This window comes from Luteimonas sp. 3794, assembly GCF_031456825.1.
Taxonomy (GTDB): Bacteria; Pseudomonadota; Gammaproteobacteria; order Xanthomonadales; family Xanthomonadaceae; genus Luteimonas.
Map to the genome: position 1 here is coordinate 37279 of NZ_JAVDVJ010000002.1, position 22145 is coordinate 59423.

Here is a 22145-nt window from a genome sequence, read left to right on the forward strand (position 1 = left end):
GGCCAACTTTGCCGTACTTTCCTGGCGCAAGGAACCTTGCCATGAGCGACCTGCAAACGCCTCCCGGATCAACGGACAAAACCTACACAGTCACCGTCCACGTTGCCGCGCCGGGCACGCCGATTCTGCAACCTGAAAACACTGAGGCTCAGCAGTCCGGGTTCGGTCATGTCTACTACAGCATCGGAGATGGACAGACCGAACGCGGCTATGGTTTCTCACCCATCGAGAGCGGTATAAGCGGCCCTGGTCGTGTTGTGCGCAACGAACACCGGACTTACCAGAACCCGGCCTACTCGCGCACCATGCAGATCAGCGAGTCTCAGTACGAGGCCTTGCGAGAGTTCGGCGAGGCAGGACTGAACAAGAACGAAAAATATTTCAACCTCCAGTACCGCGGCGCCACCAACAGCTGCATCGATTTCACCTGGGGCGCCCTGAATCACGCAGGCATGCACCGGGAACGCCAGCTGCCGCTCGGGGCCCAGCGGCAGGACAAGGACTTCGACGGCGCGGTCAAACCGCTGGACAACATCCGGGAATTCCAGCGCATTCCCGACCCGATGCCAGGTAGCCCGCACAACCGCGAGCAGGAAAGCCCCCTGCCTGAGAGAACGTTGTGGCAGCGCATGATCAGCGACAACGCGGTGCCGCCTGATGACGTCACCGAACCCTCGCGCCTGGCCGCGGCACCTGCTGCCGCCGAGCGGAAACCGTTCGACGACGCGGTACTCAACCAGCTGTATGCCGCGCTGCAGAACGGAGACTCAAGGGCGCTCGATCAGATCGGACAGCAGTTCAATCAGTCCGAAGAAGGCATCCGGCTGGCCGAGCGGAGTGCACAGCTGCTGGTCGAGCAACACGCTGCTGTCCAGCGTGAGTACGACCAGGCGCCCGCGCTCGTGCGCGGCTGACGAACGGGAGACGGTCAGGGATGACCATGCCACCAGGTAATGCGCTTGAAGCCGCCAACATCGAGCTGCGCAGGTCGATCGAGGCCAACACCGAGATCACCAAGCTGCTGCTCGCACTGCGGACCGAGATCTCCACGCATGCGGAGACAATCCGCGGTGCATTCCAGCAGGATGCCGATGCATCGAGCGCGTCGCGCGATCAGCTCCGTGCGGACGTTGCGCGGATCACCGCAGATGCCGCCGCTCGCATCGCAAGCCAGGCGGACGATGCGCTGCAACCACAGCTGCAGCAGCATCGCCATGCACTGGCATCGTTGACCGCACAGATCGAGGCCATGGGCCGGTCGGCCCGCACCTGGATGCTGGCATCGCTGGTGACGCTGGCCATGGTGGTCGTTGTGGCGTGGCTGGTGCTGGGTTACGTCCAGCGCGAGGCCGGCACGATGCGCGAAGAAGTGCAGCGCTACGAAGATGCACTTCCGGTGCTGCAGGCGTTTTACGCCTCGGACGCCATGGTCTGCGGCGACCGGGTCTGCGTGCATGTCGATCCCAACGGGCAGCGCATGGGCGACAGTACGCAGTACGTGCCAGCACGCCCGAGACCGCCGGCCGGCACGCGATAGGAGGCCCAGCGCGGCAAGGGCGATCCCGGTGCCCCGTTGTGATCGAGCGCGAAACATGCGGGGTGGGGCGCCCCGGTGCGGACCCTGCGTAACGGACTTACTGCGCTGGATGCTCGATCACCTCGTCGCCCCGATGCAGACGCACCCGCCAGTCCTGGACTTCGACGTGGTCGAAGGTGCCCTCCAGCACGCGACTGCCCTCCATGTCGAGCACTTCCCACCTGCCGTCGTGATCGGTGCCCGCGATGCGCGCGGTGGCGAACGGTGCGGCGCCGGGCGCGCGGAAATGCAAGGTCACGTCCGACCATCGGCGGGCGTCCTGCGCAGCACCGGTGCGGTCGATCACCCGCCACCGGCCGTCCTTGCTCGCGAACATGCGCCCGCCGAAACTCTGCGACAGCGCGTCCCAGTCGGCAGCCAGAACGCGGGTGCCGGTGGCGTCCCACGCGCCCCAGGTGCCGCGCGGTGCCTGCGCGGTGATCAGACCTTCGCGCATGCTGTACACCCGCCGGAACAGCACCGGCAGCACCAGCTCCAGATCCGGACCCGCCATGCCCATGCGCGGTGGCGTGCCGTCGTCGGCCACCACGGCATAGCCGCCCTCGGTGGGCACGAAGACCGCGTTCAGACCTTCGGGCGTGCGCGGCGCGAGATCGAGATCGAGGAACGATCTGCGTCCCGCCAGGTCGGTGACGCTGAGCAGATCTTCCGAGCGGTTGAACCAGACGCGCGCGTACCTTGCTTCGGAGCGCAACGCACCATCGAGGTCATGCAGGCGATAGCCGCCCTCGGGCGTCTCGCGTACGGCCACCAGGTCAGGCCCGGCCCGACGGATATCGTCTGCAGGGCCGATCAGCATGCGCCCCTGTCCGTCATGCAGCGCATGTCCGGCTGCGCCACGGGTGAGGAAGCGATCGCGGTCGCGGATGTTGTCGATGCGGTCCACGCCATCCTCCAGCGCCACCAGGAACCTGGCCGCCTCGGGATCGTAGAGCGCATGGGTCTTGTCCCGGCCCAGGCGCAGCAGGCGGCCACCCTCGAACTCGCGGATGAAGTCGAACTGGTGCGGGAGCAGGGCGCGACCGTCCGTGGTGTACACGCCCCAGTGGCCATCGCGCTCCGCCACGAGTGTGCCGGCGGCTGCGCGTATCGATTCGAACTCGACCGGCAGGGTTTCGCGGCCCTCCGCGTCGACGTAGCCGTAGCGTTGTCCGTGACGCACGACGAAGCCGGGCACGCCGCGCGCGGTATCGACCGACTCGTAGCGCGGCTCCACCAGGATGCGGCCATCCGCTGCCACCATGCCGCGCCCGTCGGGGCCACGCACGCGCAGCATCTCCGACGACCGGCCCAGGACCTGGGTGTAGGCGGAGAACTGGTCGAGCAGGGCGCGCGGCACCTGCGCAGTGCGCGTGCGCGCCAGATCGAAGCCCGCCAAGGCGGCCGCCGCCGAGAGGCAACGCGCATAGTCGCTGGTATCGGTCTGGCGCAGGATCAGCGAGAACCGCCGCCCGCGGGCGCCCAGATCGACCGGCATCACCGCGTGCGCGCGGCAGCCTTCGGGGTAGAACGCGAGGCCGGTGCCGGGCTCGAGGGTGCGATCGACGAAGCGCTCCAGCACGTCGGCAGGCCTGCCTTCCGCGAGGTCGATCGACATGCGCAGCGGAAGCCTGCCGTCGGTCTGCAACGCGAGAGTGGGTGCGCGCCACTCGGTCGTGCTGTCGGCGCGGACGCGACGTGCATCGAGCAGCAGTCGGGGCTCGACCAGTTCCGCCAGCGCCGTGTCCACGGCGGTATCGAAGGCATCGGCCGGGCGCAGGTGTGCAAGTGGGGCAGCGTCCGGCGTGCGCAGGGGCGACAGCCGCTCCACCGGCGCCTCCAGGCTCCGCCACATCGCCAACACCGTCGGCAGCTGGTCCGGCTTGAGGTCCGCGACCAGCAGATAGCGCTGGCCGTCGCGCACGGTGCTGGCCAGTACGTGCGTGCCGCCGAACATGTCGCGGCCAACCTGGATGCCGTCATCCAGCGTCAGCGCGATCGTGGCGCGCGTGTCGAAACGTGCCTGCGTACGTGCCAGCAGCGTCTGGGCACTGGCGTCGTCGTCGCCGGCCACGATGTTCACCTCGTCCGGGATGCCCGACACCCAGTAGTCACCGTGGTGGCCGTGGAACCGCGCCTGCGCCGGCAGTGCGAACGACACCTCGCCACCGGGCAGCGACTGGCGCACGTCCAGCGTGACGCGCTGATGGGCCGCCGCCTCCAGCTGGGCACGTGCGTCGTCGTGCTGTGCACGCTGCTCGAGACGTGCACGCTCACGCGCCTGCGCCACCTGCGTGAATTCGGCACTGTCGCGCTCGACCCGGCGCCAGGTCAGCCGGTGTGTCTGGAACACCGGAATATGCAGGGCGATCCGCGTTGCATCGATCACTTCGACCACCATGGACTCCGCGCTGCTGTCGTCGGGCACGAGGCGACTGAAGTTGGCGGCGAAGGTCGCGGACTGCGGCGCGTCATCGTCCGCGCGGGTGATCGTGGCGGTGCCGGCTTCGGCGTCCACCTCCATCCAGCCGGCCCGCGCCGCGGCCTCGAGCTCCGTCTCGAAGTCGCGAGTGATCATGTGGACGAGGTCACCCAGCACGCCGACCGCGGCTTCGGCGAGCGGGTCAGTGTCGTCGGGTGGCTGCGGTGCCGGCGGCGCATCGGCGCCCATGCGCGCTGCGTCTTCGAGCGTTTCGAACCGGTCGAGGATGTAGACGCCGCTGCGCGGCACCGCAGTGGTCTGGGTGACGCCGGGCGCACCGGCGGACTGGCTCGAAGGCGATGCGTGCGTGGTCGTGCTGATGGGTGTGGCGCTGGCGATGCCTGCGAGAAGCGGCGCGGTGGCCAGAGTGATCCATGTCGCTGCGAACAAGCGCGTGTGCATGTGACCTCGACGCGATGAAACCACCCATGGTCGCAAACCGACACCACTGCACTCAACCCGACCCATCGGCGGCGCCCGTCCTCACACGTCATGTCGCGATGGCCAGCGCATGGGCGAGCGCCCGACGTTGCATGGCTGACCCGGTCTGGGGAACCTGTTCGTGCGGGGGCTCCCGCGTCCGCAGCGGCTCCGATCTTCCGGCTAGACTTCGACCATGAGCAGCCCCGACCAGACCAAACTCGACCGCATCGTCGCAGAGGCCCGCCGCAGCGCCGAGCAGCGCAACAACGGGTATCGCGAGCGTGCATTGAAGATGTACCCGTGGATCTGCGGCCGCTGTGCGCGCGAGTTCACCCGCGTCAACCTGCGGGAACTGACGGTGCATCACCGCAACCACAACCACGACGACAACCCGGCCGACGGCAGCAACTGGGAGTTGCTGTGCGTGTACTGCCACGACAACGAGCACTCCCGCCAGCTCGATCACACCGGCGTCAGCGCGCGGAATGCAGAAGACGCGCCTGCCGCGGCCACGTCCAATCCGTTCGCGGACCTGAAGGCGCGGCTCGAAAAGCCACGCTCCTGACGACTGTCGCCACGGCGCCTGGTGGCTCAGGGCGAGCCGCGCGCAAGGCGCGCTGTGTGACGCCTCAGGCATGTGCGCGGCGGGGTCACATTGCAGAAAGTGCACGTCGAGCCCGGTTTGGCGGCGCCGGTCTGGTTAGCCTTCCGTACTTCCGAATCCAGGGGCACACCATGAGAGCCACCGTCGTCAGTCTCGTGACGCCGCATCTGCTGCGCGTCGTCGATCTCGCCAATGAAGCGCAGAAGGGCGTCAACGTGCATTTCCACCTGCACGATGCCGTGGCCAGGTCGATGGCCGAACTTGAAGGGCAGTACAACGCCTCCGCGCTGGCGGCGGCCTATGTCGAAGGACTGGAGAACGTCGCAAGCCAGGCCCCTCGGGCCCGGACGGAATACGTCGGTGTCCTGCAAGCCGCGGCGGATGCCGCGCGGCGTCTCGGTCGCGATTGAGGCCTGCCCACCGGGTGAAACCGGGTGCTGCGCGCGCCGCGCAGCATGGCGCGCGGCAGCACGGCCTGTGCAACCCAAACCGCGTCGCAGCGTGTCGTTGCTGGCGTGGAAGATGCCCCGGCTGTCGAATGCGTGGCCGGGACGCGGCATGGCGCGCCGTTGGAATCCGGCAGCCCGGCACTTAGATGCGGCGCAGAGTGCGGGACGGATTCGATCCGGTATCGTATTCAGCCTCATGTGCCCACGGGTCCGGGTCTGCAAGGAGATGGGTTTGCCGAAGGCGTTTGCTGTTGAATTGCGCCCAGCTTGGCGCTGCGCCCGGGGCATGCTGGTCCTCGCGTGCGTGTTGGGTTCGCTGTCGGCCGAGGTCTTCGCACAGGCGCGACCGATCACGGCCTACCAGGGCACGGTGGGGGATGCGCCGGTGGAGCTGCTGCTGATCCACGACTGGCAGCACGATGGCATGGGTGGCTATCTGTTCACCGACGCGCAGCGCACGCCGGTGCCGCTGGAGAAGACCCCCTATGCCGAGGACGAAAGCCTGCACATCAACGTGATGGGAGACGCCCGCTTGCCCACCACCGTGATTGTCCTGCAGCCGTTCGTGCCCGGCGCGAAGACCCTGCGTGGCCGTTCGATCGATCTGCGCAGCCGCGACCAGCGGGACGTCCGGCTCGAGCGCGTGACCCGGTTCTCCAGTGACCCGCGTGATGCGTATGACGGCGAGCTGCTGCAGGGCAACGCGGACAAGCGCTTCTATTTCCGGGTGCACGCGCGCAAGGCGCAGGGCGAGCACAGCGGCCGGGTGGGCACCATCACCGTGTTCGACCGCGCCAGCGGCGCGCCGGTGCAGCTGCTGGATGGACTGGATCTGTTTTTCTACGGCACAGAAACCCTGGAGCTGGTCGACTTCAACGGTGACGGCGTCCTCGACTTCTCGGTGATGCCGAGGCGTGCAGACGACACGTCGCGTGCCGCTGAGCACCGGCACTACTACCGCTATCGGGAGGAGGCCGGTGGCTACGGCCGCGAGCCGCAGCTCGAAGTGCTGGCCGCGCAAGGCGTCCTGAAGTTCGGCGCCGGCGGGCATGTGAGCCTGCGACCGCAAAACGGTATCGATTACCGCGCCGGCACCATCCAGTGGCAGCACTACCGGTTCGTCACGCCCGATACGCTCGAGCTCGTGAGCCATAGCGAGGAGCGGTTCTGATGGGACGTTTGCGCAGATGGCAGGTATGGCTGGCCGGCCTGGTGCTGCTGGCCGCGTCGCCCCTGTCGATGGCCGGGCATGCGGTCTACACCGGCCGGATCGGCGGCAACCCCATCACCTTCGTGGTCGAAAGCCGCAATTCGGTGCAGCGGGCGATCTACTTCTACAACCGCCATCGCACGCCGATCCAGCTCAAGCCCGCGTTCCTGTTCCGCCCGTACGAGTTCGGCATGGACGAACTGGACACGGTGGGCCTGCCGGCCGCGCGTCTGCGTTTCGATCAGGCGAGTTTCAGTCGCTGGACGCCGCGGCTCACCGGCACCTGGACCGACTACCGCAGCGGCAGGTCGCTGCCGTTCGAACTGGAACTGCTGGTCTACCTCGATTCCGACGGGGCTTGGCCCGCGGGCACGCATCCGCTGCTGCAGGCGGCATCGAGCGACCGTTTCTACTTCCAGGTCCCGATCGAGCGCGACGGCGCTGCGGTGCGCACCATCGAAGTGATGGACAAGTCCAACGGCGCGCGTTGGCAGACGCTCGAACTGGCGGAGCCGGGCTGCAATCGCGGCACGGCAACGGTGCAGGTGGTCGTCGAGCGCGGGCTCACCCAGCTTCGAACAGCGCAATCGGCCTACTGCAACGCGGCGGTGTTCCAGTGGAACGCGGCGAAAGACCGCTTCGAGGATGCGCTGCGGTAGACGACAGCGCCTGATCCCGCGCCCGGGTTCGCGGTGCGCCGGCGCCGCGGTCGCCGAAGATCCGGTGCCCGCATCCAGGAAGGTTTTGAATCACCGCCGTCATCCCCGCGGCTTTCAACGGACGCATGTCCGGTCAGGCGGGGATCCAGCGACTTCAGGTCTTTCAAAATCAAAGACGCTGGATTCCAGCCTTTGACGGAATGACGGCCAAAAGCGGGCGTATCCAGTCCTTCCCTAAGCCGAAAAGGTCTGCAGCAGCGCTGCCGCGCTCATCGGGCGCCCGGTGAAATAGCCCTGCACCTCGTCGCACTCCCAGGCGCGCAGGACATCGAGGGTGGCCTGGGTCTCCACACCTTCCGCCACCACGCGCAGGCCGAGGTCGTGGGCAATGCCGATCATCGCGCGGGCCAGCGGGCGTGCGTCGACGTCGCCGTCCAGGTCGAGATCGCCGATGAAGCTACGGTCCAGTTTCACCGCGCGCGCCGGCAGTCGGCGCAGATAGTCGAAGTTGCTGTAGCCGGTGCCGAAATCGTCGATCGCGATGGTCACGCCCATCTCGCGCAGGCCTTCGAACTGCGCCAGCACGTGCTCGACGTTGCGGATCAGCGCGGTCTCGGTGAGTTCAAGCTCGAGCCCCGCAGCGGGCAGGGCCCGACTGGCGAGATGCGCGGCGAGCCGCGGCAGAAAATCGACTTCCTCCAAGTTGCGCGCCGACACGTTGATCGACACCGCGATCGATGCGCCTTGCGCCCGCCAGGCCACCTGCTGGTCGAGGGCCGCGCCGAGCACCCATTCCGTCATGGGGCGTGCCAGCGCGGTCTGCTCGACCAACGGGACGAATTCCGCGGGCGAGACGTCCCCGAGTGTGGGATGACGCCAGCGCAACAGCGCCTCGGCGCCGGCGCAGCGGCCGGCGCGCAGATCGATGCGCGGCTGGTAGACCAGCGACAGGGCGTCGGGCTGCGCCAGCGCCTCGGCGAAGTCCGCCAGCAGGGTGAGCCTGCGGCGGTTGGCGGCGTCGCTGTCCGGGCTGTAGACCGCGGAGTCCAGGCCCATGGTGCGCGCATCGTTGGCCGCGCTGATGCCGGTGCGCAGCGCATCATCGGCCGTGGCGGCGCCTGCAGTGAAGGGCGACACCCCGAAGACCGGCAGCATCTGTACGGGAATGCCATGGCTGGCCACGGGCACGGCCAGCGCCGCGGACAGAGCTGCCATCACATTGGCCCACGGGCCGGCGTCGGCTTCATCGACCAGCACCGCATAGGACACGACACCGACGTGGTAGGCGGTGCAACCGGGGCCCAGCCGGTCCTTGAGAATCCGGCTGCTGGCCTGCACGACATCGTCGATGCAGTGCATGCCCATCACGCTGACCAGCTCCTGCAGCCGGGCGGGGTCGAGCAGGCTGACCAGGAGCAGGACGCGTGGCACACCAGGCCGGACACGCGCCAGGTCGGCCAGATCGTCGGCGAACTGGTTGCGGTTGGGCAGGCCGCTGAGTGGATCGCGCCGGCCGTAGTCGCGCTCGAGTTCGACTTGCGCCATCACCATGGCGGCGAAATCGCGCAGCGAGGCCAGGTCGTCCGCGCTGGCCTCGCGCGGTGTCCGGTCGAGCACGCACATCGCGCCCAGGGCGTGGCCGTCACGGGTGACCAGCGGCGCGCCGGCGTAGAAGCGGACGCCCGAGCGTGCCAGCACGCCGTCGCGGAACCGCGGATCGAGCTGCAGGTCGGGCACGACCAGCACCTGGGCGCTCGCGGTGACTTCGGCGCACGGGGCCTTGTCGCGCGGGATTTCACGTCCCGCGGTGCCCACATGCGATTTGAACCACTGGCGGTGCGCATCGGTCAGCGACACCGCGGCGATCGGCGTATCGAACAGCCGGCTGGCCATGCGGGTGATGCGATCGAAGCTGTCGCTCTCGGGCGTGTCCAGCAGGGCCAGGTCACTCAGGGCGGCCAGGCGCGCCGCTTCCGTCGCCGCGGCGGTCGGGCCGGCCATGCAATGCGCGGCGCTGGCGGCCGGCAAAGGCTCGGCAGCAAGGGGCGGGGACGCGAGGAGTGCTTCCATGAGAGGGGCGATCGCCATGGGCGGCGCACATGACACGCTGGAGGAGGTTTCTCCCTATCGGCCGCGGGGCGCGCGGCTTGACGGCGGCGCGTCTTCGCGCAGCGTCAGGTTCAGGTGCGCATGGCCGCGGCGCCCTCGCGTGCTGGGTGCCCGTGCCGACAGCTCGTCTCGCAGGCAGACAGACTGGCAGGTCGTCGGCATCTGCGCGGGATGGGCTGGGGCCATTGCGAGGGGGCGTGATCCGGCCCCGCTGCCGCGGGAATGCACCGCATGCCGCACCAGTGCCGCCAGGTGGGGCTGGCGACGGGTGTCGGATTGGGGAGGGTCTGAATAACTGCCGTCATTCCCGCCTGACCGGACATGCGTCCGTTGAAAGCCGCGGGAATGACGGTCAAAAGCGGAATTGTTGAGACCTTCCTTAGCGGACCGTGGCCTCGGCTTCGTCGCGCATGCGGCGAATCTCCGCCAGCGCCGCGCTGTCGGTCTCAACGCGGCGCCAGGTCAGGCGATGGGTCCCGAATGCGCGGATCTGCATCGCGAAGCGTCCAACATCGAGCGCGTCGACAGGCATCGGCGGGGTATCGCCTTCCTCGGGTAACAGGCAGCTGAAATCCGGGGTGAAGCGGGCGCGGCGCGGGGCGGTGCGCGAGGTGCCGACGACCGTGGCGGTGCGCGTGTCGGCATCCAGTTCAATCCAGCTCAGGCGCGATGCGGCCTCGAGTTCGGCTTCGATGTCGCGGGCGATCGTGTGGCCCAGCGTGGAAAGCGCAGCCTGTCCGAGCGCAGCGGGATCGAGCGCATCTTCCGGGGCGAGCGGGGAGGCGACCGGCTGCCCGGTGAGGTCGTCGAGCGTTTCGAAGCGGTCGAGGATGTAGACGCCACTGGCCGGTCGCGTGGCAGCGGGTTCGGTGCGGCCGGCGGCGCAGGACTCGGCGATTGCCTGCGGGGACGGCACTTCGGCCTGGGCCGTCATCAGGGCGGCGGGAAGGATCAGGGCGAACAGCAGCTTGCGCGGTGCGGGCATGGAATCTCCTGCGGCGAAAGCGCCCATGGTGCCACGAGGTGTTCAAGCGCCCGGCGGGTGCGTGCGGTCATCGTGATGACGCGACCACGCGGTGACTGCGCGACTGCGGCAGGCAGCCGCAGCTGCCCGGATGTCCTGACGAGCGTTGCATCCGCGGATGCGCACCGCCGACGCCTCGTCTTCGCAGCAGATGGTGGTGGGCTTCGGCGCGTGTCGACTGTGTTGCCGGTGCGCGGTCGGCTCGAGGACCGCCGCGCTGCAATGTCCGTTCGCCGCATCGTCTTCCGTTCTACTTCGGGTCAAGGCGGGATGCCCGCCTCGCGCCCATCCTCCGGAGACTCCGATGCGTCGTCTTTGCCTGTCCTTGCTGCTGTCTGTCACCGCGCTGGCCATGGCCGTCGCATCCGCCCAGCCACCGGTGGCGAAGGTGGAGCCCGTTGTCGACGCCTACTACGGCACGCCGGTCACTGACCCCTACCGCTGGATGGAAAGCGGCGACGATCCCGACTGGATACCGTGGCTGCAGGCGCAGGGCGCGTATACCCAGACCGTGTTCGCGAGCTTGCCGGCGCGCGCGGCGTTCCTGGCCGAAGTGGCGGCCCGCTCCGGTGAACTGACCAGCGTGGGGAGTGCCGAACTGGCGGGCGGGCGTGTGTTCCACGAGATCCGTGCAGCCGGTGAGCAGGATACGAAACTGATGGTGCGCGAAGCGGACGGTCAGACCCGCGTGCTGTTCGATCCGCGGCAAATCCAGGGCGAGGGCGATCAAGTGCTGGACCGCTGGATGGCAGCGCCCGACGGTCGACACGTGCTGCTGGCCGTCTCCCGGCGCGGCACCGAACATTCGACCCTGCGCGTGGTGGAGGTCGAGCAGGGCGGGCTGCTGCCGCTTTCCATTCCTCATGCAATGGCACTGAGCTGGACGGCGGACAGCCGCGGCTTCAGCTATCTCAAGTTCCTCGGCGCACCGGGCACGCCGGCCTATTTCGTCGGCAACGAACCCCGCCTGCACCGGCTGGACGGCGCCGGCGACGATGTGGTCCTGGCCCGCCGTGGACGCGGCGGCATCATCGCCAGGGCCGAACAGTTCCTGGTGGTTGCGTTCGATCCGTCGAGCGACACGGCGTTGGCGATCGTGCGCGATGGCCGTAGCGAGGTGGCGCTGTACCAGGCCGATGCCGCGCAGGCGGCCACTGGATCGGCCGCGTGGACGCCGGTCGCCGACTTCGACGATGTGATCGTCGATGCGGCCTTGCAGGGCGACCAGCTGTATCTGATTTCGAAGAAAGACGCCTCGGGGGGGCGCGTGCTGCAGACCTCGGCGCGCGCGCCCAACCTTGCACATGCGAAGGCTGTGGCCTTGCCCGGCACCCCGGTCATTGAATCGATGCTGCCCACGCGCAATGGCCTGCTGGTGCGCACATTGGAGGGCGCGGCGTCAGGGTTGTGGCGCGTCGGATCTGACGGCGCGGCGGTGCGGATCGCGCTGCCGTTCGAAGGACAGGTGTCTTGGCTGCAGGGTGACCTCCCCAGCGGACGCGTGCTGGTCGCGATGACCGGCTGGTTCACGCCGCTGACCGTGTTCGCGCTGGATGTAGACACCGGGGCGCTGCAAGACCTGGCCCTGGTGCCGCCGCCGCCCTTCGATGTCGATGGGTATGAGGCGCGCACAGGCGCAGTCGACGCACGCGACGGCGTGCAGGTGCCCTACACGCTGGTGATGCGCAAGGGCCTGCGTCCCGATGCACGCACGCCGGTGTTGCTGGAAGCCTACGGCGCATACGGATACCCGGCATCGCCGCGCTTCAGCGCGCGGATGCTGGCGTTCTTCGACCGGGGCGGGGTCTACGCGGTGGCCAACGTGCGCGGCGGCGGCGAGTTCGGCCGTGACTGGCACTACGCCGGCAAGGCCGCGAACAAGGCCAATACCTGGCGCGATGCGATTGACGTGGCGGAAGGACTGATAGCCGCCCGGATCGGCTCGTCGGAGACGATGACCCTGCTGGGCACATCGGCCGGCGGGGTGATGCTCGGCGGCGCGATCAACGAGCGCCCGGACCTGTTCAGCGGCGCCATCGCCAACGTCGGCTTCATGAATCCGGTGCGCTACGTGTCCGAGCAGAACTACGCCGACATCGAAGAGTGGGGCGGGCCGATCACCGACGCCGCCTCGTTCAAGACCATGTACGCCCTCGATCCCTATCAGCACATCCGCGATGGCGTCGACTACCCGGCCACGCTGGTGGTGTCGGGCCTCAACGACCCGCGCGCGGCGACGTTCCACAGCGCCAAGTACGCCGCGCGCCTGGCGGCCGCCACGGCCAGCGCGAAGCCGGTGTTGCTGCGGATCGATTTCGACGCCGGGCACGGCATGGGCTCGAGCCGCAGCCAGCTGGATGCGGTGTGGACGGACATCTTCGCGTTCGCGCTGTGGCAGGGCGGCCATCCGGCATTCCGGCCGCCGCCGCGTTGATCGCGCGGCGGCGCCCGCCAGATTATGCGAGTCGTCGCGATGGCCAAGCGTGGTGCTGCGCACGCGGGTCTGTCGCGGAACGCTCCACCAGTGCGACAACCGCGCGCGCCACACGTCTCCACGTGGCGCTACGCACCCGATGCGATGATCCGATGCCCGACGTTTCGTCGCCGCTTTCCAGGGTATCGCCATGGCCGAACGCATCCTCGTCTTCTACGGCTCCTACCGCGCCGACCGCATGGGCATCCGGCTGGCCGACTACTGCGTGCAGGCGCTGCAGGCGCGCGGCATCGACGCGGAGCTGATCGACGCCAAGGCGGTGGATCTGCCGATGCTCGACCGCATGTACAAGGAGTATCCGGAAGACCAGGCGCCGGAGGCCATGGCCGCACTGGCCGGCAAGATCCGCAGCGCCGATGGCTTCGTATTCGTCACCGGCGAGTACAACTGGGGCGTGCAGCCGGGCCTGAAGAACCTCACTGACCACTTCCTGGAGGAGTGGTTCTGGCGTCCCGCCGGCGTGGTCAGCTACTCGGCCGGGCGTCTGGCCGGTGCGCGTGCGGGTATCGCCTGGCATGGCACCTTGTCGGAGATGGGCATGGTGGTGATCTCGAGCACCGTCAACGTCGGGCCGATCGCCAAAACGCTCGATGCGCAGGGCCATCCCATTGGCGAGGCCGGCAAGTCGCTCGAGAAGAGCTTTGCCCGCTTTGCCGACGACCTGACCTGGTGGACCGAGGCCACGCGTGTGCAGAAGACGCGCAGGTCGCCGCCGTACTGATAGCGGCGGTGAAACGCGCGGGGCATGCTCGCCGCCATCGCGCAGTTCGCGCATCATCGCCGACCATCGTGCATCGCATGCGTCCGGGCATTTGCACCGTCCGCATGCAACACGCAAAAGAGGATTCGTTTCATGTCGGTCCAGGCTACAGGCGTGCCACGCGCGCGCCGGTTCGAAGGCGCGCTTCCCGCGGCGGTGCTCACTGCGCTTGCCACCGCGGTGCAGGTGACATGGGCCGCGCCCGTCCTGGAGTCTGCGGCCGGGTGGAACGTGTCTGCGCTGGTCTACGTGTCTGTGCTGTGTCTGGTGGCAGGGGCGGCCACGCTCGCGGCGCTGGCGCTTTGCCCGCGTCGCCACGGCGCAGCGGCGCGCACGCGGTGGGTGGTGCTGACGATGGTGGCGTACTGGGTGCTGGCGAACTGGATCGATTTCAGCGTGCGCGTGGCCGCGTGGAGCACGTTCGAAACGTCCTCCATCGCGTTGCATGTCCTGCGGGCATCCGCGCTGCCGGTGGCTGCATGCGCGGTCGCGCTGGCCTTGCTGCTGCCGCGCGCGCTGGTCCGTCGGTAGGCGCCACGCGGCATTGGTCCGCGTCCGAGATGGGCGCTCAAGCCGGGGGAGGCGCCGCCGATACTGATTGGACTGTTCTGCTTTGCGGGTCCATTGCTCATGTATCTGATCATCGGAGCCATCGTGGTGATCGCCAGTATGGCCGGCGGATTCACCATGGTGGGTGGCAACCTTCTGGCGTTGTGGCACGTCAACGAGATCATCGTGATCTGTGGCTGTGCACTTGGCGCCTATGTGATCGCCACGCCGCCCAAGGTGATGAAGGGCGCGATGCAGACCATGCTCTCGTTGTTCAAGGGCCCCAAGTACCGGCGCGCCGACTACGTGGATCTGCTGAAGCTGATCTACGAGATGCTGATGAAGATGCGCCGCGACGGCACGATGTCGATCGAAGAACACATCGAGAATCCCGAGAAGAGCACGATTTTCCAGAAGTATCCGAAGATCGCCGCCGACCACCACGTGGTGACCTTCATCACCGACTGCATGCGGCTGATGATCGGCGGCAGCATGAGCCCGCACGAACTCGAATCGCTGCTCGAATACGAGCTCGAAACCCACCACCAGGAAGCGCTGGAACCGGCGCACTCGGTGCAGAAAGTCGCTGATGCGCTGCCGGGCTTCGGCATCGTCGCGGCGGTGCTCGGCATCATCCTTACGATGTCCATCGTCGGCAGCGCGCCGCCGGCCGAGATTGGCGCCAAGGTCGCGTCCGCGCTGGTGGGCACCTTCCTCGGCATCTTCCTTGCGTATGGCTTCGTCGGGCCGATGGCCACGGCCATGGAGAACCGCGCTCACGAGGAAGGCAAGGCATTCGAGGTGGTGAAGATGGCGCTGGTGGCGTCGCTGCGCGGCTATCCGCCGTCGGTGGCGATCGAGTTCGCGCGCAAGCTGCTGTTCTCCGACGTGCGTCCAAGCTTCCAGGACCTGGAAGCCGACCTCAAGACCGCCAAGGGCTGACGGGCCGCAATCATGAGCGAGGCACTGCAACCGATCATCATCGTGCGCAAGAAGAAGCGCGGCGGTGGTGGCCATCATGGCGGCGCCTGGAAAGTCGCGTACGCCGACTTCGTCACCGCGATGATGGCGTTCTTCATGGTGATGTGGCTGGTGGCGACGATGCCCCAGGAGCAACTGGGCGGCATTTCCGAGTACTTCAAGAATCCCAGCGCGGTTTCCGGGCGCGCCACGGTCATGGCCGCCGGTTCGAACGGTCCCGGCGGCGCTGGCAATGTGCCGATCAAGATGTTCGACCATCTGCGCAATCCGCCCGGCGCCGGGCCGGACGCGAAGGTGGGCGAGGGCAGCGACGCAAGTGAGCGCGCGCGCGATGCCGCCGACCAGGAGCGCCTGGAGGCGCTGCAGCGTGCGCTGGAGAAGGCCGTCGCCAGCAGCCAGGCGCTGGCGCCGTTCAAGGACCAGCTGCTGATCGACATCACCCCGGAGGGTCTGCGCATCCAGATCGTGGATACCCACAACCGGCCGATGTTCGATCTGGGTTCGCCGAACCTGAAGGACTACACCTCGCAGATCCTCGTTGAGCTGGCGACCTATCTCAACCAGGTCGAGAACCGCGTGGCGATTTCTGGACATACCGACAACACGCCGTACTCCGGCGCGACCGGTCAGAGCAACTGGGAGCTGTCCACGCAGCGCGCCAATGCGGCGCGGCGCGCGCTGGTGGCCGGCGGACTGGAAGAAGGCAAGCTGTCGCGCATCGTGGGTCTGTCGTCTTCGGTGCCGTTCGACAAGACCGACGAAGCCAACCCCATCAACCGTCGCATCAGCATCGTCGTGCTCAACAACGCCGCCGAGCGTACGGCGGCGCGCGTCGATGACGCGCTCGAACCCGACGAGTCGTCGGCGCCTGCCTCCGGGACCTCGGCGCCCGCATCCACCCCCGAGACCGCGGCGCCCGCGCCCGGGACCGCGGCAGACGCGGGCTGAGGCGCGGCTGCGATCCTCCCACCGGTTTCAGGCGGCGACGCTGCCCTCGGCCGTCATTGCCTGCAGATAGGCTGCTTCGAGCTGCTGCGCGCTGACGTCGCCGGCATCGAGCTGCAGCACGAGACGGCCTGCACGCATCACGCCGATACGGTCGGCGATCTGGCGTGCGCGGAACAGATCGTGGGTCGCCATCAGCACCGCGGCACCGGCGTCGCGGCGGCGCGCCACCAGGTCGTGGAACTCGGCCGAGGCCTGCGGGTCGAGCCCAGAAGTGGGCTCATCCAGCAGCAGCACGCGCGCGTCCTTGGCGATCGCCAGCGCCACGCCCACCTTCTGCCGCATGCCCTTGGAGTAGGTCGCCGTCCGCTGGTCGAACGCGGCGGACTGCAGTCCGGCCTCCGTCAGGCAGGCCTCCAGACGTGACGGGCTGATGTCGTCGATGCCGGCCAGCGTGGCGAAGTAGCGCAGGTTCTCCCGCCCGGTCAGCGCCTCGTGCAGCGCGACCTGCTCGGGAATGTAGAGCAGGCGCCTGCGCGCGCCGACCGGATCCGCGGCCACGTCGATGCCCTCGACCAGGGCGCGGCCGGAGGTGGGCGCGAGGAAGCCGAGGAACAGTTTGATCGTCGTGCTCTTGCCGGCGCCGTTGGCCCCCAGCAGGCAGAACACTTCGCCGGCTGCGATGTCCAGGTCGAGCGCATCGAGCGCGGTGTGGTCGCCGAACCGTTTGGTCAGTGCGTGGGATGTCAGCATGTGTGCCTCAGGTGTCGAGCGGATGGCGGCGGCCGAGCCGCCACAGGGCGACGCCGGCGATCAGCAGCGTGCCGGTTAGAAGCACGGCCCAGTCCCACAGCAGCGGCGTGCGCTGGTCGGGTTCGCGAAAGGCGAACTGCGGCACGCGTGCGTAGTCGGCGAGCGTGATTGGGGCATCGGCCTCCAGGCGCCCGGCCAGCCATGCGCGGGTTTCGCCGCGGAAGGCCAGCACCTGGGCCTGGAAGGCCACCGCGCGGTCGGCGTCCGATCCGGCGATGCGGTCCAGTGCATCCTGCGCCGCGACCGACGGCAGCACGAAGCGGATGGCGTCGATATGGGCGCGGCGATCGGCGAGGGCGGTCTCGTAAGGCGCGCGGATCGGGGCCTTGCGCGCCTCCAGCCGCAACGCGTCGTCCATGAACACGCGCAGCCGCTGCGGCAGGCGCGGCGCGGGATCGGGTTCGACCAGCGGCGGCCGGGCACGCACCTCCGCGCGATGTTCGAGATAGACCGCGCGCAGCGCATTGCCCTGGGCGATCGCCGAGGGCGCCGGGCGGGCGATGTCCACCACCGCGAGTGCCAGCGCCGGGCCGAGGGCGACCACGACCAGCCACAGCACCCCGCAGGCGATTGCGGCTGCAGCGCTGCGCCGAACCAGCACGTTCACCAGCAGCGCCAGTGCGAGCCAGAACAGGCCGTATCCCAGAATGGTCAGCAGGGTCATTGCGAGACCGACCGGATGCAGGCCTGTGACCCAGGCCAGCGCCACAGCGCCGAGCAGGGCCATCGGCGCCAGCACCAGTCCGGCGCGCGCCAGCAGCTTGGCGAGCAGCAGCGTGCGCGGCAGGACCGGCTGCGACAGGGCCATCGCGCCCGTCCCGCGCTCACGCCCGCGCACCCAGACATCGTAGGTCGCGGCCAGCAGCAGCAAGGGCATCAGCACGACGATGACGAAGGCCAGATCGAAGCGGCCGGCGGCCTTGATTGCAGGGTTGTCCACGTGCACCCGGAACGCATCGAAGATGGTGTCGTCGCTGAGCGGCAGCATGCGGCCCGCATAGGGATAGGACTCGGCCTGGCCGATCGACAGCGCACCGAGCGCGCCGGGTGTGAGCACGGGCCGGAACGGTACGCCCTGTGGTTGGGCCGCGAACGGCTGCTCGCCCGGTGCGGCCTTGGCGAACTGCTCGCGCCGGATCTCCATGATCTCTTCGATCTCGGCCGCGACACCAGCCACCGTGGCCGCGCGCTCGGCGCGCCATTGGGCGCCGGTCCAGGCACCGTAGAAGGCGGTCAACGCGAAGGCGAGCAGCAGCCAGGGCAAGGCGCGGTCGCGCGCGGCCAGCCGCAGTTCCTGGGCCAGGATCGGCAGAAACCCGCTCATCGCGGCCGCCCCAGGCGCGCGCCGGCGTGGCTGGCCAGCGCCAGCGCGGCCAGCGCCCAGGCCAGCAGGATTCCCGCATTGGTAGCCTGGCCGCGCCAGATCGCGCCGAGCGTGCGGCGCTCGGGGGCAAAGACCAGGTGGGAGGTCAGCGCGCCCACGTCGGTCAGGTAGGGGCCATCGCCGTCGGGCAGGTGTTGCGCGACATCGGTGTTGAGGGTCTGGATCAGGCGGTAACGGTAGTCCTCGGCCTGGCGCAGGAAGGCCAGGTGGGCGTCGGTGTCGGTCCCGGCGAAGGCCATCGACAGCGGCGCGATGGCCAGCTCCGGCGCCAGCACGGCGGCCATGCGCTGCACGCGCGCCTGGCCGGCGTAGCGCTCGAACAGTTCGGCGTAATGGCGGTTGTAGGTCTGCGTGGAATTGCGCTCGCCGAATTCCAGCGCCAGGCCGGCGAAGTTCACCGGCAGGTCTTCCACCCGGGTCACGCCGTAGCGGCGCAACGTGGCCTCGCGGAAGGCGTCCAGGCGCTGGTCGGCCGGGTCGTGGCCGCTGACGCCGTTGCGGGCTTCATCGGTCACCGCCTTCTCGAATGCGGGCGCGCTCGGCGTGGGGTGCAGGTGCTCGGCCAGCGCCGGCACCAGGCGCGGCGCGATCAGGGTGGAGAGTGCCCAGAAGCAGAGCAGTGCCACCAGTGCGCCGCGCGCAGTGCGGAAGTGCGCGGAAGCCGCCAGCGTCACGCCGACGAACAGCAGCAGATAGGCGAGATAGCCAGCGCCGATGCTCAGCGCCGCCAGATAGTCCTGGACGCCGGCGCCGCCGGCCGCGAGCAGCACGAGACCTGCGCCAGTGAACACCGCCACCAGGACGAACGCCCAGCCACCGAGGGCGAGCAGTTGCCCGGTCATCAACGTGCGCGCAGGCACTCCGGCCGCCAGCTCCTGCAGCAGCAGCTCGCGCGGCCGCTCGCCGGCGAAGGTGGAAAATCCCGCGAGGATGATCACCAGCGGTGCCAGCACCTTGAGCGCCCAGGCCGCGCTGAAGCCGCCGAAGCGCGAAGCCGCGGCGGCGGATTCCGTCGGCCGGTCCCGCGCCGGATTCTGCGAGTGGCCTTCGAGCCTGACCGACACGCCCAGCTGATCGGTCAGGCCGGGATCCAACGCGGCCAGTGGCGACACCGGCGCATAGACATCGCGGCCGAAATGCGCCGCGCCGTGTGGATTGGTGGGGCCCTGGCCGTTCCACAGGTGCGCCGCATCGAGCGCCGCGGCGCTGCGCTCGAGCCCGAGCTGCGCGAACCGGGCGTGCCCGGTCAGCAGGCTGGTCAGCATCACCAGCACGACCAGCACGCTCACCCAGACCAGGCGGCGGTCACGCCAGTGCAGCCGGGTCTGGGTGCCGGCGATGGCCAGCAGGTGACGGGTCGACATCAGTAACGTGCCCGCAGGGTCAGCGTGACGTTCCGGGGATCACCGAAGGTGTTGTAGGTGTTGGGACCGCCGACGCGCGCGTAGTAGGTCTTGTCGAGCAGGTTGTTGACCGATGCGGAGAGCGCGAGTTTCGGCGTGAGCGCGTAGCCGCCATGCAGGCTGAGCAGCGCGTAGGACGGCTGCTCGCGCACGCCCGCGATGCCGCCACCCACGAACAGGCTCTGCGCCTGCAGGCCGGCCGCGATCCAGCCACGATCCCAGCCCACAGCGGCCGGCGTGTACTTGGCGAAGGCCTTGACGGTGTGCTCGGGTTCCCAGTTGTCGATCGGCTGGCCGATCAGGCTCGCATTCTGGTTCTGCACGTGCTCGGTCTCGAGGAACGTGTAGCCGAACGACAGATCGACGCCGCGCGTCGGGCTGCCATTGACCTCGAAGTCGACGCCGCGCACCTCCACCTCGCCCAGCGGGATGAAGAAGCCGGGGTGGGCGGGATCGGCGAAGGGGCGGTTGACGTCGCGCGTGCGGAACGTCGCCAGCGACGCGTTCAATCCGCCGTCGAAGAAAGCCCCCTTGACCCCCACCTCGAACTGCTTGCCCACACGCGGATGGAGCGGCGAACCCGCGCCACCGTCATATTGCAGCGAGGTCTGCGGGATGAAGATGTCGGAGTAACTGCCGTAGACGCTGATGCTCGGGCGCACGTAGTAGACCAGTCCGCCGTACGGCGTGACCACGCCGGTTTCGCGGCCGCGGTTGGCGAATGCGGTCGGGTTGGGATTGGGGGCAATGGTGCGGAATTCGGAATTGAAATCGCTGACGCGCGCGCCGAGCACGGCGGTGAGCCCGTCGACCAGCTCGAAGCGCCCCTGGCCGTAGACCCCGCGCTGGGTGGTGCGCGTGTGTCCGCCGTTGTTGTGCACGAAATCCGGGCGCGGGACCGAGGCGGCGTCCTCGATCGGGATGCCCGAACCCGCTGGTGTGCCGGTGTAGGGCACGTTGGAGATGCCGGTGTTGATGTTCTCGTACAGCTCGTAGCTGTGGCCGAAGGTCAGCGTGTGCTCGCGCCCGAACAGCTGCAGCGGGCCGGAGGCGTAGAGGTCGGTGCCGGTGCGCTCGGTGGTGCCGTCGTTGGTGCGCCGGTTGTAGCTGGCGAAGCGGCCGGTGACGGGATCGAGGCCAATACCAGGCGTGGGATAACCGTCGGTGAAGATCTTCTGCTGGTCGCGGTAGGTGGCCTTGGCGCGCACGACCCAGCGGTTGGCGAACTGGTGGCGCAGGTCGGCGGCGTATTCGATGGTCTCGTATACGTTGAGGTTCCAGTCGGGGTACTGGTTCGTCGAGCGCGGCACGTCGAGGAACTGGTTGTGCAGCGGGTGGCCGGGCAGGTTGTAATTCGCCAGGCCCATGCTCATCGCATCACCCTGGTCGTGCTGGTAGGTCACCATCGCCGAAGCCATGGTGCGGTCGGTGATGTCGAAATCCAGCACGCCGTAGGCGACCACTTTCTCCTGGTGCGAGCGGTCGACGAAGAAGTCGCGCGCCTGGTAGGAGCTGGCGAAGCGACCACGCAGGCGGCCATCGAAGCCCAGAGGCGCGCCCACATCGGCCTCGACGCGATAGTTGTTCCAGGAGCCCGCCGACACCGCGCCGGTCGCGCCGAAGACGCCTGGCGCGCGCTTGCGGATGAAGTTCGCCGTGCCGCTCGGCTGGCCCGAGCCCTTGAAAATGCCGGTCGGGCCGCGCAGGACTTCCACCTGCTCGTAGACGACGAGATCGAATTCCTGCGCCTGGCCGCTATTCCAGGCCGGGATGCCGTCGTAGGCGACATCGAGCAGGTAACCGCGCGACCGGATCTGGCCGATCAGGCCGTCCCAGGTCGTGACATACACACCGGGCACCTGGGCGAGGGCGTCGGTCATCGTCACCAGGTTCTGGTCGAGGATGCGCTGCTGGGTGATCACGCTCACCGTATTGGGTACATCCAGGATCGAGACCGGCTCCTTGCCGCCGATGCTCACCGTCTCGGCGGCGTAGCTCGTCCGCGCGCCTGTCACCCGGATGGTGTCGAGATCCTGCGCCGAGCGGGTCTGGGCCATCGCCGGCAGCGAGAGACCGGTGAGAAGGGCGGCGCCGATCGCGACGGCAAGGATGGTGCGGGGCGTCGCGTTCGAAACGGAGAGAGTGCAGGGCAGCATTGCAAGGCTCGAGAGTGTGAGTGATTCGTTAAGTTATAACATCTCTTTCGCCGTATTCAGAGGGGGCGTGTGGGTGTTGAGCCGGACGGGTGGCGCGCAGATGTGCGAAAGCCAGTGCCCTGGG

18 protein-coding genes are annotated in these 22145 nt (G+C 68.4%); 11 read left to right on the top strand and 7 right to left on the bottom strand.

Annotation, left to right across the window (positions count from 1 at the left end; genetic code table 11):
* Positions 1-41: 41 nt before the first annotated feature.
* Together J2X52_RS03820 and J2X52_RS03825 are read left to right on the top strand one after the other, a co-directional pair.
* The gene (locus tag J2X52_RS03820) at positions 42-914 is read left to right on the top strand and encodes a hypothetical protein (protein ID WP_310148974.1); all 873 of its coding nucleotides are present in this window, start codon (positions 42-44) and stop codon (positions 912-914) included.
* Positions 915-934: 20 nt separating this feature from the next.
* Positions 935-1537 (top strand): hypothetical protein, encoded by a 603-nt coding sequence (locus J2X52_RS03825; protein ID WP_310148976.1) that lies wholly within the window; start codon positions 935-937, stop codon positions 1535-1537.
* A 97-nt stretch (positions 1538-1634) separates the two neighbouring features.
* On the opposite strand, the gene J2X52_RS03830 is transcribed toward J2X52_RS03825, so the two are convergent.
* Complete coding sequence (locus J2X52_RS03830; protein WP_310148978.1) at positions 1635-4460, bottom strand: WG repeat-containing protein; 2826 nt, start codon at positions 4458-4460, stop codon at positions 1635-1637.
* 214 nt (positions 4461-4674) lie between these two features.
* On the opposite strand from J2X52_RS03830, the gene J2X52_RS03835 reads away from it, so the two are divergent.
* From J2X52_RS03835 to J2X52_RS03850, 4 genes are all read left to right on the top strand, one after another.
* Positions 4675-5046, top strand: coding sequence for a YajD family HNH nuclease (locus tag J2X52_RS03835; RefSeq protein ID WP_310148981.1), 372 nt, complete (start codon positions 4675-4677; stop codon positions 5044-5046).
* A gap of 170 nt (positions 5047-5216) precedes the next feature.
* On the top strand, positions 5217-5495 hold the full coding sequence (locus tag J2X52_RS03840) for a hypothetical protein (protein WP_310148984.1): 279 nt from the start codon (positions 5217-5219) through the stop codon (positions 5493-5495).
* 112 nt (positions 5496-5607) lie between these two features.
* Positions 5608-6705, top strand: a complete 1098-nt coding sequence (locus J2X52_RS03845; protein ID WP_310148987.1) for a hypothetical protein — start codon at positions 5608-5610, stop codon at positions 6703-6705.
* On the top strand, positions 6705-7403 hold the full coding sequence (locus J2X52_RS03850) for a hypothetical protein (RefSeq protein ID WP_310148989.1): 699 nt from the start codon (positions 6705-6707) through the stop codon (positions 7401-7403). The genes J2X52_RS03845 and J2X52_RS03850 overlap by 1 nt, the downstream gene beginning before the upstream one ends.
* 234 nt (positions 7404-7637) lie before the next feature.
* Here the strand turns inward: J2X52_RS03850 and J2X52_RS03855 are convergent, their stop codons facing one another.
* Together J2X52_RS03855 and J2X52_RS03860 are read right to left on the bottom strand one after the other, a co-directional pair.
* Positions 7638-9491: a GGDEF and EAL domain-containing protein gene (locus tag J2X52_RS03855; protein ID WP_310148992.1), complete on the bottom strand. Its 1854-nt coding sequence runs from the start codon at positions 9489-9491 to the stop codon at positions 7638-7640.
* 400 nt (positions 9492-9891) lie between these two features.
* Positions 9892-10497, bottom strand: a complete 606-nt coding sequence (locus J2X52_RS03860; protein WP_310148994.1) for a hypothetical protein — start codon at positions 10495-10497, stop codon at positions 9892-9894.
* A 343-nt stretch (positions 10498-10840) separates the two neighbouring features.
* Here J2X52_RS03860 and J2X52_RS03865 point away from each other — a divergent pair, with 343 nt between their 5' ends.
* The 5 genes from J2X52_RS03865 to motB all read left to right on the top strand — a co-directional run bounded on the left by J2X52_RS03865 (position 10841) and on the right by motB (position 16268).
* Positions 10841-12970, top strand: coding sequence for a prolyl oligopeptidase family serine peptidase (locus tag J2X52_RS03865; protein ID WP_310148996.1), 2130 nt, complete (start codon positions 10841-10843; stop codon positions 12968-12970).
* Between the two features lie 190 nt (positions 12971-13160).
* On the top strand, positions 13161-13751 hold the full coding sequence (locus J2X52_RS03870; RefSeq protein WP_310148998.1) for an NAD(P)H-dependent oxidoreductase: 591 nt from the start codon (positions 13161-13163) through the stop codon (positions 13749-13751).
* Positions 13752-13775: 24 nt separating this feature from the next.
* On the top strand, positions 13776-14321 hold the full coding sequence (locus J2X52_RS03875; RefSeq protein WP_310149001.1) for a hypothetical protein: 546 nt from the start codon (positions 13776-13778) through the stop codon (positions 14319-14321).
* A 99-nt stretch (positions 14322-14420) separates the two neighbouring features.
* Positions 14421-15281, top strand: coding sequence for a flagellar motor stator protein MotA (gene motA / locus J2X52_RS03880; RefSeq protein ID WP_310149005.1), 861 nt, complete (start codon positions 14421-14423; stop codon positions 15279-15281).
* A 12-nt stretch (positions 15282-15293) separates the two neighbouring features.
* Complete coding sequence (gene motB, locus J2X52_RS03885) at positions 15294-16268, top strand: flagellar motor protein MotB (RefSeq protein ID WP_310149008.1); 975 nt, start codon at positions 15294-15296, stop codon at positions 16266-16268.
* A gap of 27 nt (positions 16269-16295) precedes the next feature.
* Here the strand turns inward: motB and J2X52_RS03890 are convergent, their stop codons facing one another.
* The 4 genes from J2X52_RS03890 to J2X52_RS03905 are packed head-to-tail and all read right to left on the bottom strand — an operon-like array spanning position 16296 to position 22021.
* A complete protein-coding gene (locus J2X52_RS03890; protein WP_310149010.1) occupies positions 16296-17018 on the bottom strand; it encodes an ABC transporter ATP-binding protein in 723 nt (240 codons plus the stop codon).
* Between the two features lie 7 nt (positions 17019-17025).
* On the bottom strand, positions 17026-18402 hold the full coding sequence (locus J2X52_RS03895) for a DUF3526 domain-containing protein (RefSeq protein ID WP_310149013.1): 1377 nt from the start codon (positions 18400-18402) through the stop codon (positions 17026-17028).
* On the bottom strand, positions 18399-19826 hold the full coding sequence (locus J2X52_RS03900; protein ID WP_310149016.1) for a DUF3526 domain-containing protein: 1428 nt from the start codon (positions 19824-19826) through the stop codon (positions 18399-18401). The genes J2X52_RS03895 and J2X52_RS03900 overlap by 4 nt, the downstream gene beginning before the upstream one ends.
* Positions 19826-22021, bottom strand: a complete 2196-nt coding sequence (locus J2X52_RS03905; protein WP_310149019.1) for a TonB-dependent siderophore receptor — start codon at positions 22019-22021, stop codon at positions 19826-19828. The genes J2X52_RS03900 and J2X52_RS03905 overlap by 1 nt, the downstream gene beginning before the upstream one ends.
* Between the last annotated feature and the right edge of the window lie 124 nt (positions 22022-22145).